Annotated in this window: 9 protein-coding genes and 3 tRNA genes; 5 read left to right on the forward strand and 7 right to left on the reverse strand. The window is 46.1% G+C overall.

The genetic code is table 11. From position 1 onward, the window contains the following. Positions 1-78: 78 nt before the first annotated feature. The 6 genes from OSC7112_RS25010 to OSC7112_RS25035 form a co-directional block, all read right to left on the reverse strand. Complete coding sequence (locus OSC7112_RS25010; RefSeq protein ID WP_015178513.1) at positions 79-900, reverse strand: hypothetical protein; 822 nt, start codon at positions 898-900, stop codon at positions 79-81. A gap of 219 nt (positions 901-1,119) precedes the next feature. Beyond that, positions 1,120-2,256 (reverse strand): PPC domain-containing protein, encoded by a 1,137-nt coding sequence (locus OSC7112_RS25015; RefSeq protein WP_015178514.1) that lies wholly within the window; start codon positions 2,254-2,256, stop codon positions 1,120-1,122. 368 nt (positions 2,257-2,624) lie between these two features. Next, positions 2,625-3,755, reverse strand: coding sequence for a fatty acid desaturase family protein (locus tag OSC7112_RS25020; protein ID WP_015178515.1), 1,131 nt, complete (start codon positions 3,753-3,755; stop codon positions 2,625-2,627). Positions 3,756-4,202: 447 nt separating this feature from the next. Next, a complete protein-coding gene (locus OSC7112_RS25025; protein WP_015178516.1) occupies positions 4,203-5,468 on the reverse strand; it encodes a glutamate-5-semialdehyde dehydrogenase in 1,266 nt (421 codons plus the stop codon). A gap of 4 nt (positions 5,469-5,472) precedes the next feature. Then, positions 5,473-5,877, reverse strand: coding sequence for a hypothetical protein (locus tag OSC7112_RS25030; protein WP_015178517.1), 405 nt, complete (start codon positions 5,875-5,877; stop codon positions 5,473-5,475). 248 nt (positions 5,878-6,125) lie between these two features. Next, positions 6,126-6,197: transfer RNA gene (locus OSC7112_RS25035), tRNA-Gly, on the reverse strand. Between the two features lie 219 nt (positions 6,198-6,416). Between OSC7112_RS25035 and OSC7112_RS40170 the strand changes: the two genes are divergently transcribed. The 4 genes from OSC7112_RS40170 to OSC7112_RS25055 all read left to right on the forward strand — a co-directional run bounded on the left by OSC7112_RS40170 (position 6,417) and on the right by OSC7112_RS25055 (position 9,093). Beyond that, complete coding sequence (locus OSC7112_RS40170) at positions 6,417-6,557, forward strand: variable surface family protein (protein ID WP_015178518.1); 141 nt, start codon at positions 6,417-6,419, stop codon at positions 6,555-6,557. A 289-nt stretch (positions 6,558-6,846) separates the two neighbouring features. Next, on the forward strand, positions 6,847-8,667 hold the full coding sequence (locus tag OSC7112_RS25045; protein WP_041622728.1) for an ABC transporter ATP-binding protein: 1,821 nt from the start codon (positions 6,847-6,849) through the stop codon (positions 8,665-8,667). 199 nt (positions 8,668-8,866) lie between these two features. After that, positions 8,867-8,948 (forward strand) — tRNA-Tyr (locus tag OSC7112_RS25050). A 73-nt stretch (positions 8,949-9,021) separates the two neighbouring features. Next, a tRNA-Thr gene (locus OSC7112_RS25055) sits at positions 9,022-9,093 on the forward strand. A 381-nt stretch (positions 9,094-9,474) separates the two neighbouring features. Here OSC7112_RS25055 and OSC7112_RS25060 read toward each other — a convergent pair. Continuing rightward, on the reverse strand, positions 9,475-12,033 hold the full coding sequence (locus OSC7112_RS25060) for an alkaline phosphatase D family protein (protein ID WP_015178520.1): 2,559 nt from the start codon (positions 12,031-12,033) through the stop codon (positions 9,475-9,477). A 146-nt stretch (positions 12,034-12,179) separates the two neighbouring features. On the opposite strand from OSC7112_RS25060, the gene OSC7112_RS25065 reads away from it, so the two are divergent. Next, positions 12,180-14,342 carry a CBS domain-containing protein gene (locus tag OSC7112_RS25065; protein WP_015178521.1) on the forward strand — a complete coding sequence of 721 codons (2,163 nt, stop codon included), beginning with the start codon at positions 12,180-12,182 and terminating at the stop codon, positions 14,340-14,342. The last annotated feature ends 842 nt before the right edge of the window (positions 14,343-15,184 follow it).

The raw sequence follows: 15,184 nt of genomic DNA on the forward strand, positions 1-15,184 counted from the left end.
TCTAGAAACCGGGTTTTTACCCAAAATATTGGCCCAAAACCCTCAATATCCGTTACAAACCCGGTTTGTTTAGCGCCGCTAGACTAAAGAGACATCGTTTCCGCTTTGGTATCCAATCCATTGCCAATCGGGACCATATACGGGGCCATTATTGAATGTGTTGTATGAATCAAACCTATGTTTATTCAAACTTTGATCCGTTTTGTTGATGCTGTTATTCGTCTCTCCCAACATCACTTGACCTCCAATAACCTTTTGCGCCCATATATTCTGTCTGTTAATCTGGTTCAGTTGGGCATCAGTCGTGTTGGGATTCAGGATCGTAGAAGTTTGTTGTCCCAGCGACTCAAAGAAAGATACCATAGACGTGCCGCCTCCTGTCGTATTGAGTAGCGGACTCCCGCTAGCAAGGAGTTTATTTGCCTCACCTAGCGCACTCTGAACCTGTGGATCTAAAGTCGATTGCGAACTCACAGGCATACCTGTTAAAGGATCTTTAGGAAGTGAATCCAGCCAGATTTTGTTATCAGCAATAACCCGATCGCTTAGATTTAGCAAACTATCTACCTGCTGATCGCCAGTTTGATGCCCTCCTCCAACGCTGCCAACAGTTGCAATATTATTCGGGCTAGGATAGCTGCTAACAGGCGCAGTTGCACTGGTGCCAGCCCCCTGGAAAATTCCCACAGCCTCAGACAAAAGACTATCTACGACCGCGATATCGCTGTTTGCACTGTTTGCATTCGAGACAGGAGTTGCACCCGCGATCGTCCCGTAATTATATGGCGAATTAAGGTCAGAGAGCAAAGCTGTTGTCATTAAAATGTCAGGGTAAAAACCAGAATAACCGTGACTGTAATCGTAACTGTTTGTGCGGGTAAAATCTTGAAAGCCTAACATAATTTGGCCTCCTAATATTGGCTGTTTCCAGAGAAAAGGTTTGCATTCCCCACAATTGCGCTTTCAATTGAGTGAGATGCAATTGCTTTTTCAGTCAGGACTTACGCAAATTATTGGAAAACAAAAGGCTGCGATTACTTGATTGTCGATCGCCACGATCGAATTCCGTCGTGCGTAAGTCCTATTCCCGATCGATTTCGTACCAATTTTCAGCGGTTGCTAATTCGTCGCCGATAGTGTCAGGCTATAGTTTGTCTCGCCCTCAAACCGAGACACCCGCACAAAGTAGTTTCCGCGCAGCAAAACTCCGCTAATCGTCTCTGGATTAGTACCTGGTTCCGAACTCGTGCTCAAAATCTCATTGTCTTCGATCGCACCATTCCCATTAATGTCTTGAAGTAAGCTGACATCAACATCAGCCCTCAAACCATTGACAGTCAGGTTGAAATTACTAGCCCGTTCCAGATTGAAACTGTAAAAATCATCTCGATCGAAAGGCCCTACATAATCGCCAAAAACGCGATCGCCTGTAAGAATGTCGATATTCCGCGCTTCAGTTAGCGTGTTCCCCGCATTGTCGGATGGCAAATAGTCGGGACGGGTTGCCGACAAACTCAGCTTGTAAGTGGTATCGCCCTCAAATTGAGAGACAACAGCGAAGTAGGTTCCTGGTTGCAAAAGTTGACTGAGAGACTCGTGACTTTTACCCGATTTTTGGGAAATATTGATGATATCGCCAGCATCGATCGCCCCATCATTGCCGACATCCCGAACCAAACGCAAATCGGCATCGCCACTCATACTATCGAGGGTTAATTTCAACTCCTCCGCTGTGTTGAGTTCAAAACGATAGATATCTCGGATATCGGCATCCCCAACAAAGTCGAAGGCGGTTTGTGTTTGATCGAGTAAACCAAAATCGTTTGCTTTGTTCAGGGTGTTCCCCGCGCGATCGGGAACAGGCATCGGGAATCCCTCAAATTGACCGTACTTAACGTAGTGTTCTATCCCTGTCAGTTTGTCTGTGACAAGTTTATCTTGAACTCCTGGATGTTGTTCTAGATAGAGTTCCGTGTCAAATAGCGGGCTGGGGTCCCGTCCTTCGAGTTGACCGAATTCTATGAAGTGTCCGATCGCCGTGAATTGACCGGCCATCACTGCCGCTTGAACATCTGGATTTTCTTTGAGGTAATAGTCTGTATCAAATAAAGGTGTTGGGTCAAGCCCTGCAAATTGACCAGATTGCCGAAAGTGTTCAAATGGACTTTGGATATTACCCAAGATTAAACCTTGAGTTACCTCTGGGTTATTTTCTATGTAAAAATTGGGATTGAAGAAAGTCTGTAGTTCCAGCATAATCTCGCAAAGCCAAAACGTATTTATACTTAAATGCTACACTTTTTTTATTTATAACTAGAACTTTTCATATTATGTTACTGTCAACGATTAAGCACTTCTAACAACATTTAAAAACATTTTATATTGTAAATAAATAATAATTACTATTAGGTTGAGTTAAGTTATTGAAAGTTTTATTAAGCCAAATACTAATTAAGTAATATCTGGTTCGGGTAATTATATCAAATCCGGGTTAGCTATCCCAATTATAAGGTAGGGTGCGCGACCGCAAGCAATCTTGATTCTCCTGACTTTTGGGTCTCTTTAGCCCTCAGTTAGGAAATTAATGGCTGTCACGCACCCTACTTAAACTATAACTTCTGCATCTATTTTTGAGGAAAAGGGCAATTCACGGACATTGTACCAGAGGAATCAGTGAAGGTGACTTCATCTTGATAATGCCGCGGTGTTGACATCAGCAACCGCCAAGCTTCTCCAGCATCTATTAAATTCATTCGTCCGGGATAGTGAGTTTGCAACAACTCTTGCACCATCGGATAATAGTCTGAGTTGATGCTGGGGAAAATATGATGTTCTGTGTGGTAAGAAAAATTCAAGTGCAGCAGGTCAAATATTTTAGGAACTCGCACTGACATACTGTTGATCAGCGGGTCGTTAATGGCGGTCATCCGGCAACCCATGTGGTTGGTATAGATGTAAAACATTGCGCCTGCATGACCAATTGCGATCGGCAAAAAGTAGGCGAGAGCGATTTTGAGCGGATGAAATCCCAGGTAGAACAAAATACTCGCATGAATTCCTAAAATTCCCAGACATTCAAATGCGATTGTCAATCTATCTTTAGGACTAACTGTAAAGGCCGCCGGTACGTAATCGACAGATTTATCGTTAAATAACAGTACCGAGGTGAGATTGCGGAAATTATGCACTAACCACGAACCGGCCATCCCTACCATTAACCACACCGGATTGACTTCCACCGACGGGACAAACAGATTTTGAATCCATTTTCCCCAAGTATCTGGTTGCTGGTACAGATAGTTGCGATCGGGGTCTGCCAAAGAATTCGTGTTATTGTGATGTACGAGGTTGTGCAGATTTTTCCACTGAGTAGGCGGCATAAACAGCATACTTAGTCCCAAAAAGGCGATCGGATAAGTGAGGCGCGACTTTTTCTGAACGCTACCGTGCATCAAATCGTGGGAGCTAAACAGCAAAACTATGATACTATTGCCCATGATGACGGCTAAAGGTAAGTAAAGCCCTAAAAGATAGACAGGCCAGCGATCGAGATTAGCAGCAATTCCCCATCCCAGCAATAAAATAGCAGCGTTGATGAATAGTATTGCTAACTTGCTGGGATCGGGTTCAAAGGCATCAGATGGCAGCAGCGGGCGCAATTTTTTCACATATACCGAGTGGTGAATTAGCGTTTCTTCGCCTAAATTCGGCGTTGCCGCCTTGTCTAGAGTATTGAGTAATTTTTTTGATTTCATGTTATCGCTAAGAGTATTTTCAGGTGATTTAATAACTTTCTAAAGTTAATGAGATATAACTTTCTAAAGTTAATGAGATTCAGTACCTATTTTAGATTGACCCACAAATGAATCGCGGGCTTATTGTCAGGACGCGGAAATTTTATCTGCCTCCAGGGCAACGAACGGGCCGCTTGTGACCAAATTGCTTTAGATCAAAGCTGCTTGAGTGTTGTACCAAAATATTATATCCCATAAAGAAAATTTTAGAAACAACTATTAAAGGCTTACGCATCGATAATACTTTCTTTCCCACTTTTCAATTTGGTTTAATCCCAATAACCAATCCTAAATAACCTAAGCTGTCGCGCATTTAAATTGCATATTCGGGGCGGGCTCATAGGCCCACCCCACTCATTGTTTTATTGTTTTTTGACATACAATTTAAATCCCGAACAGCTTATAAGATTAAAAAAGTCCGTTTCCCTGAACAATTTCTTTAATTGTCGTCAGCGTATCTAACCCGATCAATCCCCGGCGATAACCTTTTTGGTTGGACATTCCCAAAAATATCGCATCTCCCCGATTTTGATAACGCCAAAACCGAGGCGAGGCATTAATAAAAGTTGAGGCGCTGTTAACATCCAGAGCAAATTGGCGACTTTCTAAGTAAGATTCAGTGGCGATGCAGTCAGCGTGGCCGCTGCTGTAGCGGTTGATCCAGCCGATCGCAATCTCTAAACTATCGACAACTTTAAACGCTATGGTTTTGTTTAAATACGGTTGAGTCCACTCGTATGGTTCCGCCAGCTTCAAGTCTGGGAAATCTGCGACGAGATCCGCATCGGCGCTAATTTGAAAGCCTTTTTCTTTTAAACTGTTCCACAGCCTGACTAAGGAAGAAGGCTTTTGGTTGCGATCGATCAGCACTTTCTCGATCGCGTTAACAGGATCGGGAACGCTTTGATGGCTGTCCAAAATCATCCACCTTGCCATCTCCAAACTGCCAGTCGGCGACCAATAAAGGTAACAATTTCCCATTGCCGACCTCAAAACTGGTGCTGTGCACAACCTTACCACCTGCTGCACCAAACTTGGTCTGCCGTAGGGAATAATTAAATTGAGATATTGGTCTTGAGTGACCAATTCTCTGATCGAAGCGCCCCGATCCGGCGGCAGTACCTGCAAACATCCCGAGGGCAAACCGACCTCATCGATCGCCGAAACCAAAGCTTCCCCAATTACAGCATTAGTTTGCCAGCTTTCGCTGCCGCCTTTAAGAATCAAACTGTTAGCGCTTTTGAGAGACAAACCCGCGGCGATCGCCCCCAACTCTGGAAACGCCTCGTAAATTAGAGCGATCGCCCCCAGCGGCAGAGACTGACAGTACACCTGACAGCGATCGACTTGATAAGAAGCATTGATCACTCTGCCGATCGGATCTGGCATTTCCCCCAACCGTTCCAGAATTTGCACAGTTGTCTTGATCCGTTCCGGCGTCAGCTTCAGCCACTCCACAATCAAGTCGGGAATCGCCATGTCCCGACTCGCTTCTAAATCCAGAGTATTTGCTTCTAAAATATCATTTTGCCGGCGTTTCAGCGATCCCGCCATCGCCTGCAAAGCTGCCGCGCGATCGGCACTCTTTGTCGCAGCCAACTCCAAAGAAGCTTGATAAGCGCGACGCGCGACATTTGCCGCATCTGATGAATGGGTAAAATCCTCTATTATCATCTAGCTAACGCCTGTAAGCCAGCCATACCATCAGCGCCGGCAGCATTGCTAGCAGCACGGCGACCATTGCCCACAGAATCATATTCGGGCCCGGCGAGTGCAGCGCCAAGGGCAACCAAATCACTAGCGGCACCAATATCATACCCAAAGCCAGTGGCAAATAATGGGCCTTCAAACCCGGATGCGCTCTGTTCCACTGGTTGCCCGTCCACCGCCAAGCCTGTTTGTAAGGATAGTTCGTTGATAGTTGCTCGATCACGTATCCACTTTCGTCCAATACAAATATTTGTTGACAGCGGTTGCAGCCAAAGGCTTCTGTCAACGTTATGGGTACGAGACGACCCCGGCGCCGGCAAGGACAGGGGTACTCATCGTTTAAGTCAATCTTTGGAGCTTTTTGAGATGGCACTAGCGATCGGATAAAAAAAGCGTTTTTGCAAAAATAATCGTTAACATATCCACTTAATCAAACTTGTCAATTTCGCCATACCGAGGCTTTCAACTGCCTCTTCCGAGATATCGCCCGCTCGGCAATTTTGACTTGCAAGTTCTGCATTCAATCTTACCACTAACTTAGGTATTTTCAACCAACCTTAGGAGCATACCGAAAACTTTCTCGATCTACTTTCCGGTTTTCTTGATTTTTTTATCTTCTAAAGCGGGTGACGCGATTCGAACGCGCGACATTCACCTTGGCAAGGTGACGCTCTACCACTGAGCTACACCCGCATTTCCTGCGGTATTAACAATATTGTCTCAATTCTCTAAATTTGTCAAGTCTTTTTAGTAAGTTTTTTTTCACAAACCTAGTAACCCCCCCCAAACCCACTCCCCACCTGCCATTTCAGCAGCCAGATCGTTAACCAAATCAGTAATTGCCGTGAAGAGTGACCGCCATCCGCCCGCGGCAAAGCTACAATCAAGCTGGAATTGTGGGAGAACACTGTCATGTCAGATTTAAATCGCGGAATCATGAAGTTCAAGGGAGCTGACAGTCCTATAGCGATCGCCCTTTCGGCGATTGTCATTGCCGGCGGAATCGGCTTCTTGATCTGGTGGGCGCTGCAATCAGCCTACACCTTCAGCTAACAGACTACTCAAACGTAAAACTTATAAAGTCTTGCTCAGAAGGCAGAATTTAAGAAAAATTCTGTCTTTTGCATTTTTTTGCCCTGAGTCTTGAATTTATTGCCCGGGAATGCGGATCGATTGCTGACGATCGAATGATTGCCATAAATCACCCGATCGGGCGAGTCGCTAGCATGAGTCAAGATAACTCCCCGATCGACTACTTTTGTAGTACGCTTGTAAACAAAGCGCGCCGAGAGCGCAGTTTTAGATGCAAGTGTTTGCGAGGGTTGTATCTCAACACAAATTTATGGCAAGCTTTCAGGACATCTTCAAATACTACAGTCGCTACTGGAAAATCTCAGTTTACAGCATAGGCGCATCCAGCGTTTTGGCACTAGCCGATTTGCTTGTTCCTTACGCGATCGGTCAAATATTAAACGTATTGTCGGGTCAAGCTACAGATACAGTAACGCAAAAACTCATAACAGCGATCGCCTCTGTTACCCAGCACTCACCCAACAAAATATTATCGCTATCCGTCTTGCTGGGCATAATTTTTCTGGTAACAGTCGCCAAAGCACCGGTACAGCCTTGGGTGGCAAATTGGTTCCACTGGGCGATACCATTGAGGGCAAGGCGCGATCGAATGAGAAGCGCGATCGGCAAAATCCTCACCTTACCCCTAGAATTCTACGACGAAAACAACGCCGGACGGATTGCCAGCCGCATCGCCAAAGGTATCGCCAACCATACTTGGACTTACCCAGAAATTGCCGGCGAATTCATCCCCGAAGTCGTGCGCTTAATCGGCATTTTTGCCGTTATCTGCTTAATAGAGTGGCGGATTGGCTTATTAATTTTGGTTTCATTCCTATTTATCCTCAGTTTCACCCTCAAAGGCTTGCAACAGGTGACGGCGCGGGAAGAAATTCTGGATGAATACATCGAAGATACCGAAAGCCGCAACTCGGAAATTATCACCAACATCAAAACAGTCAAAGCTTTTGCGACAGAAAGCGATGAACTCAAAAGGCAAACCACCAGACTCGATCGCGAATTAAAAGTCGTGATCCACCGCATTCACAAAGGATACGTCACCTTGGGGACATACCAGCAGACGATCGTCCAGTTGTGTTTGTTTTCAGTTCTCGGTTTTAGCCTAGCAGCCACGGTAGGAGGCAAAATTTCCCTCGGATATTTTGTTACCGTCTACACCCTGGCAAGCATGGCATATTCCCAACTCCGTCCGATTAGCATTATTGCCGAATTATTGGCGCGCCGCTATTCTTCAATGATCCGGTTCCACGAGTTTATGCAAACGCCAGACGGTGTTGATGCGGTTAATTTAGCAGAAAATGCTCGATCGGCACAGCCACCTTATAAATTTACCGGCAAAGTTGAACTCAGCGGTTTGACATTCGGGTACGACAGTCAAAAACCCGTTTTGCAGGATGTGAATTTATTGATTCATCCCCGTCAGACAGTAGCATTAGTCGGGCGATCTGGTTCCGGGAAATCGACTTTAGTTAAACTTCTGTTTCGCTACTTTGAACCCAACTCCGGTCGCATTTTGATCGACGGGGAAGACATTCGCAGCTTAGACGTGACTCGCTACCGCCAGCGTTTAGCAATTGTTCACCAAGAAGTAGATGTGTTTAACGGTACTTTGCTGCAAAATTTGACTTACGGAAACAGAAGCGCCACTTTCGAGCAAGTTGAGGATGCTTGTCGCATCGCCAAAGTAGACGATTTTGTGCGGCTGTTGCCCCAAGGTTACTATACCGTGGTCGGGGAGAGAGGAATGCGGTTGTCCGGCGGTCAGCGGCAGCGGTTGGGGATTGCCAGGGCGCTGTTGGTGGAGCCGGATGTGTTAATTTTTGATGAGGCTACTTCTAGTTTGGATTATGAAAGCGAGCGATCGATCCAGCTAGCCATGCGAAATATCCTCGGTACGCGCACCACCATCATTATTGCCCACAGACTGAGTACAATTCGCGAAGCCGATGCGATCGTCGTACTCGACGGCGGTAGAATCGTCGAAGTTGGCAGCCACGAAGAACTCTTAAGCCAACAAGGCATTTACCGCCGCCTGCACTCCCTGCAAGAAACCGGGGAATTAGTGAATTAGGGATTTGGGCTAAGTCTAGACTTAGGGTGCTGCGGGCGGGCATTCTAAGTCTAGACGTAGCAATCCACACCTTAAACAGTGTTCAATTTTCCAGTCTGCCGCTAACTCACTTATATGTTCTCAGCTTAATCATTAGAGTTTTAAATATAATGTTGCAAATAAAGATTCTGGTGCTAGGATGTATAACTGTGATGGAAATGGGTCGATGCCCGAGTGGTTAATGGGGGCGGACTGTAAATCCGCTGGCTACGCCTACGCTAGTTCAAATCTAGCTCGGCCCACCTCAATTTAATAAAAAGTTAAAATTTAAGAATTAAAAATTAATTTTTTAATTGGAGGTTCTTAATTTTTTATGCCCGTGTAACTCAGTGGTAGAGTACCTCCTTGGTAAGGAGGAAGTCACGAGTTCAAATCTCGTCACGGGCTTGCTATTCTCTCCTATATCCATCAAGGGTTTCAGGTTCCTTGCACAGCAAGAAAATCCGTTTTCCGCTCAACTTTTGCGCTAATGGTTTTCTAGTATGTCCAAAACCGCCTCCATATCTGCCAAGTTGGCCCCGGACTTTTTGCGTCTAGTCTTCAACTGGTTGAGCAAGTCGGCTGGATCTGGAAATTCTGGGACTCCCCACAAGAAAACTTATTCTTCGCTTCACAGGCATCTTGCCTGTTCTTGAGAATGGTGAAACATCTCAGTTCCAACCGACTTTAGCTATGAGACTGGGGTTTCCCCCCGGCGGACACTGCCACAAACTCAACACAATATTGTACCCGTATCGAAATCCCCGACTTCTTCAAGAAATCGTGAATCTAATCATCCTCATCCAATCCCAGCGGCACAAAATATTGACTGTAAACCACACTATCCGGCTCCCAAAGAGGCCGCCAATAAACATTTTGCATCACCGCTTTCTCCCCATCACCCTCAGCAGGCCACTGAAAACTGACGATCGCAATATTGCTATATCCCACAATCTCATCACCCTCTTGCAGCCAGCGATTGCGCCACAACAGCGATATAAAATTCCACAACCTACGCAGGAATGGCAATTGTTTATTTTTATGCGATCTATCTGACGCAGTTCCCTTTTCTAGCTGCAAAAACATCCGAGCTCTTTGCCGTTTAATCCAGTCAATCCGATAGCCCCAATCAGGCAGAGATTGTCTATTTCTGACAGCAGCCGCCATAGCCTTCTTTCTGCCAACCCTGGAAATCTTCATTAATTCCAGCGGCTCATTCCATCCCAAACATTCGTGCGATCGCTCAGGAAGCAGCGACTTAATCTTAGTATGAATTAAATGCGTTTTCCATTCCTCATTGATAAAAGCACTAGCAGTCAACTGCGCCAACACAGAATTTTGACAATTTGACCGATAATTCTCCCTCGTCAAAGGCTCAATATTCGATCGAGAATCGCCAAAATGACAATCCGACCAATAACTCAGCCGCACAGCAGCAGCATAGTGAATATCCCCCGTCAACACAATCACCCGATCGCGCTGCTTAAAAAACTCCGACAACAGCTTCACAAAAGCCAACTCGTGAAAATTCCAAGCATCCCCCGCATCACTATTAAAAACCTTCCCCTGTTCCACCTCTCGTTTTTGCACCGCATCAATAATCCACAAACCCACCAAATTAGTCGGTACAACTACCAGCGTCGCCTCAATCTCAAACTCCCCAGTTTTATTCAGCAACTCAGTCTCCTTCAAAGGCTGCTGAATTTGCTCCTCAAAACCTTTGTGAGTCAAAAGCATCGGCGGATCGATCGCGCTTTTCACCGGATACCCCCGCCAACTCCGCGTATCCAGCACAATCACCTCGTGCTTAAAACTTCTCACAGTAAAATGCCAATTCAAAACCTCACTTACACCCTCGCCATCCCGATCCAAAATAAAAACATCTTCATCTAATTTCAACTTAGGCAAATGAGTTTTCGGATCGAGTCTTGGAATTCCCAAATACGAAGCCGCCTCCTCCCAAGCAGAAACATCAGTCCCCGCCGAATTCGACCATTTTTCCGCAGTTGTTAATAATTTATCTCCCGGTTTTTCGCGATCGAACTGTGCGGGCGTATTTCCCCAAGCCTGAAACACAGCGTAAGCCAGCAAAGCATTCTGCACCACCCGCCGACCCAGCGGCTTACCCAGCACCCGGTAACACCACTCTCGATTCAAATAAAAATCGTCGCTAACATCATGATCGTCGCAAATCATATAAGTAGGAATATTCGCTAGCGCCCTCCTCACCCTCCACAAATTGCGAGCAAAACCGTCAAGTTCAACAACTTCTCTATCCCAGACTTTTGCCTGCTTAGAATTGGGACAAATATCCTTACCCTTCGGAAAACTCGTGCACCAGAGTACCGGCGACCAAACTAACAAATACATCGCGCAATATTCCCCCAAACTGAACAAGTGACTTTTAGACTTGTCCGATTGATTCACCAACATCGCCGTAAAGCCGCCAAAATCTCTGGCAATATCGCTGCGAGTCCCCGGCTGTAACTCAATTGGTTTTTTGGAGTGATACTCAGCATCAGACGGTTTCTGAATTGGCGACTCTCTAAAAATTTCCCTCTCTTGGCCAACAGCAGTTTCGTTTTCCGAATTTTTAGGTATACTGATACACAAATTCTTTTTTATTTGGGCATCATCCATCAGGGGTAAACTTTCTTCCCAGCCCAACAGTGTATCGCCAGCGTCAGTCAAGGCCCACAGCATGGCATCGGCAACGTCGTCGCCGTAAATTTGGTCGCCCGTTAAAAACAGTTGGTGGGGCCTGCTATTTGCCGTTCCTGCAAACTGTTCGATCGAATTATCCAAGATTGGCAGCGCATCTCTGCCGTCTCCGTGGGGCTTGCGACAAGAACCGTGAACGATACGCAAATAGTTTAAATCCTGCGGCGGCAGGGCAAAAGTCGGCAACTGGTGAGCGAAATAACTAATCGTCTCCGGCCCCAAAGCCGATAAATCAGGGGACGGTGGCCACAGACAAGAAATGAGATTTTCTTTCTCATTTTCTGGGACTGCACCCGCCGACGGCGACTCGCTACTGGCAGCAAACTGGATGTCGTAAGCATAAATTTGCCCGGATGTCAAGACATTGCTGTTAATTGGTTTAGCAGTGACCGCCACTACGTGCAGGTATTTGCCGAGCTGCACGGTAGAGTTCGCACCTTGCAGCAAGGGCCGATCGACAATTTCGCCGGTTCCGCCCTCTGTCGCATAAACTTTGAGTTCGACTTGGCGGGGTGCTTTCAGAGCCAGCCAAACTGTCACGGCCCGACTTTCAGTCCGGCGCAAAATCGGGCCCGCAAGGATGAGCGGCAAATGATGAATTCGATGACTTAATGGCGTCCACGACATAGGATTTAAAAAATAAAAATTAAATAAGAGTGTTCTAGCAATCAGATTTTAGGCGGATCGAGCATCTGTCACCCGCTTAATTAATGCTAAGTCTGCGAACCCAAGTCTCCAAAATTGTAACAACTCATTAAGTAAAATTAATAATCATGCTACAAGAAGAACAATTACAGCATTTCCTAGATTCAGCCCCGAAGTTGCCGGTAATTAAATCATCAGAACCCGCCGGACGGCCTAACAGCCGGGCGCTCTACTCGTCACCTTTAGATCGGGCGATCGACCGCCACCCCCTCACCGTGGCTCCAGAAACCCCGATCGCCCAGGTGTTGGCCCTCATGAACCCGATGCGCGTCTCATGTCAGCTTTGCGGCGAAAAACAAAACACTGTTGCTAGCGCAGCCAAGCGCAGTTGCGTCTTAGTCGTCGAAGATAATCGACCGATTGGCATTTTTACAGAACGGGATATCGTCAAGCTAACTACCGTCGCAGCTTGTACGGTAGGAATGACAATTGCTGACGTAATGACTCGATCGCCCATTACCCTCAAACAATCCGAGTCTCCAGATATTTTCACAGCTATGTTCACGTTGCGCCAGCACCAGATCCGGCATTTGCCCGTAGTGGACGAGGACTCGCGACTTCTCGGCATCATCACCCGCGAAGCCATTCACGAAGCCCTGCAACCGATTCACTTGCTAACCAATTTGCGCTGTGCTGCAGATGTCATGACGAAAGAAGTCATTTCAGCCCCAACAACTGCCTCAGCCCTCGATTTAGCCCAGCTCATGGTCAAGAATCGAGTTAGTTCCGTCGTCATTGTCAAAGAGCAAACTCAGCATCCCGATCGGGCGATCGCACCAATACAAAATTACCAAATTCCGATCGGCATCGTCACCGAGCGCGACATCGTGCAGTTTCACGCCCTCGAATTAAACCTCTCCGAAATCCTAGCAGCAAGGGTCATGAGTGCGCCTTTATTTTGCATATCTCCCGGCGATTCCCTCTGGAGTGTCCACCAGTCCATGCAGCGCCACTGCGTCCGCCGTTTGGTAGTAGTGGGCAGCCAGGGAGAACTTTTGGGTGTTGTGTCTCAGACAAATTTGCCGCAAGTTTTTAACCAATCTGAAATGTATGGGACGATCGAGCTGTTGCAACAAGCAGTGGACGATCGAGCCACCCAATTGCAGAAAGCCAACGAACTTTTGCAGCAAGAAATTTTAGAGCGGCAGCGGGCCCAAGAAGCCCTGCGCCAAGCTCACGACGACTTAAAAAAACAAGTTGAAGAACGCACCGCTCAACTTTTAGAATCAAATGAATTGTTGAGACGGGATATTATCAAGCGCCAGCGAGTCGAAGAAGTGCTGCGGCGAAAGCAAACTTGCTTGAAAAATCAAGCGCAGCAATTAGAGCAAACTGTGCGAAAGTTGCAGCAAACTCAAACTCAATTAGTGCAAACCGAAAAAATGTCTTCTTTGGGACAAATGATTGCCGGTATCGCTCACGAAATTAACAATCCTGTTAATTTTATCTACGGCAACCTTTCCCATGCCAGCCACTACATCAAAGAATTGCTCCAACTTTTGGAACTTTACCAGCAGCACTATCCCGAACCAGTCTCAGAAATTCGGGAAGCAGCAGCAGAGATGGAAGTCGATTTTTTGGTAGAAGACTTATCTAAGCTAGTGTCTTCTATGCAAGTAGGAACCGAGCGCATCCGCCAAATAGTTGTGTCGATGCGTAATTTTTCCAGATCCGATCAATCTAACGTCAAGCTCGTTGACATTCACGAGGGACTCGAAACCACTTTGTTGATTTTGCAGCACCGGCTCAAACCCCACGGCGGACATCCACCTATCCAGATTATTAAAGAATATGGCAATTTGCCCCACATCGAGTGCTGTGCCGGTCAGATCAATCAGGTGTTCATGAATATTATCGGCAATGCTATTGATGCTTTGGATGAAGAAATCCACAAAGGGGAATGGGCCCAGAGAGATGCGAAAAATTCACCCCTGTCAAATCCTAGTTCTCCATTGACTCTTCCCACTATTACAATTCGTACTGAAGTTGTTGGTGGTGATTTTGTCGCGATCCGCATTTCCGACAACGGGCGGGGCATACCGGAGGAGATTCGCCGCCAATTATTTGACCCGTTTTTTACTACCAAACCAGTCGGCAAGGGCACTGGGTTGGGACTGTCGATTTCTTACCATTTAGTTGTCGAACAGCACGGGGGGCGGCTAGACTGCGTTTCCGAAGCTGGACGGGGTACTGAATTTGCGATCGAGATTCCGATCGTCAGTTCTCATTAGTCAGCAGTCATAGGATTTTAGATTTTAGATTGAAAAATTGAAGAATTGGAAATGACTCATTAAGCTCGTGGTTTGGATCGCGGGCCTACAGTTGCATTCTTTTTTTCAACTGGTATCAGTAGTCATGGGGAAGACATGATATTCTCGCCATCCCCCACTCTCCCCATCCACTCTTCCTCTTTCCGACTCACTCCCCCACTCTCCGACTCCCCACCATTTCCCAAAAATTCACAATTTTTTACAAAACACCAGAAACCCCAGCCAAGTCAATCTTTCCCCATCTCAAATCTCAAATCTCAAATCTCAAATCCCATAACTTTGCCCTCCCCTGACCCAACCGATCCGAACTCACTTCGAGTTTGCCTCATCCACTAGCGCCTTTACGACCGTTCCAGTTACCCGCACAAGCCATCAACTGCCTGCATCCTAGCCCCAAAGCCAAAAGCCCAGATTGTTTGAGAAGTTAATTTTTGTTTTATTTTTGTACCTCTTTATATTAAGAAAGTATTCTAAAATTTATTTAAAAGCTAAAAAAAATATAAAAATAGATTTTTATACCAAAAAACCAGTTAAGATTCCCAAAGATGCAAAATAAACAAATTTACTAGCATTTTCATTTAGACGCCCCCTTTCTTTTCATCGCAAGTTAGCTAATAATGCTTTCAACGAGGTGACTAAGGGCCGAGTCCAAAATTGGCCTAACCCAAAGACGGATACAAGCCCCAAACAAAAGTCGTCGAGATCGAAAATTTTAGTTAGAGAGAAGCCCCAGATTCATCTGTGGAGTTGATTGTTTAATCTCAAATCTGAAATTTCAAATCGACTGACTGTAAGGGAATTGC

The organism is Oscillatoria nigro-viridis PCC 7112 (genome assembly GCF_000317475.1).
Lineage (GTDB): Bacteria > Cyanobacteriota > Cyanobacteriia > Cyanobacteriales > Microcoleaceae > Microcoleus > Microcoleus nigroviridis.

Bases quoted from the DNA above. Each gene is read 5' to 3' on its own strand.
- OSC7112_RS25065 (WP_015178521.1), top strand. From the start codon at position 12,180: ATGCTACAAGAAGAACAATTACAGCATTTCCTAGATTCAGCCCCGAAG.
- OSC7112_RS40170 (WP_015178518.1), top strand. From the start codon at position 6,417: ATGTCAGATTTAAATCGCGGAATCATGAAGTTCAAGGGAGCTGACAGT.
- OSC7112_RS25020 (WP_015178515.1), bottom strand. From the start codon at position 3,755: ATGAAATCAAAAAAATTACTCAATACTCTAGACAAGGCGGCAACGCCG.
- OSC7112_RS25060 (WP_015178520.1), bottom strand. From the start codon at position 12,033: ATGTCGTGGACGCCATTAAGTCATCGAATTCATCATTTGCCGCTCATC.
- OSC7112_RS25025 (WP_015178516.1), bottom strand. From the start codon at position 5,468: ATGATAATAGAGGATTTTACCCATTCATCAGATGCGGCAAATGTCGCG.
- OSC7112_RS25010 (WP_015178513.1), bottom strand. From the start codon at position 900: ATGTTAGGCTTTCAAGATTTTACCCGCACAAACAGTTACGATTACAGT.
- OSC7112_RS25045 (WP_041622728.1), top strand. From the start codon at position 6,847: ATGGCAAGCTTTCAGGACATCTTCAAATACTACAGTCGCTACTGGAAA.
- OSC7112_RS25015 (WP_015178514.1), bottom strand. From the start codon at position 2,256: ATGCTGGAACTACAGACTTTCTTCAATCCCAATTTTTACATAGAAAAT.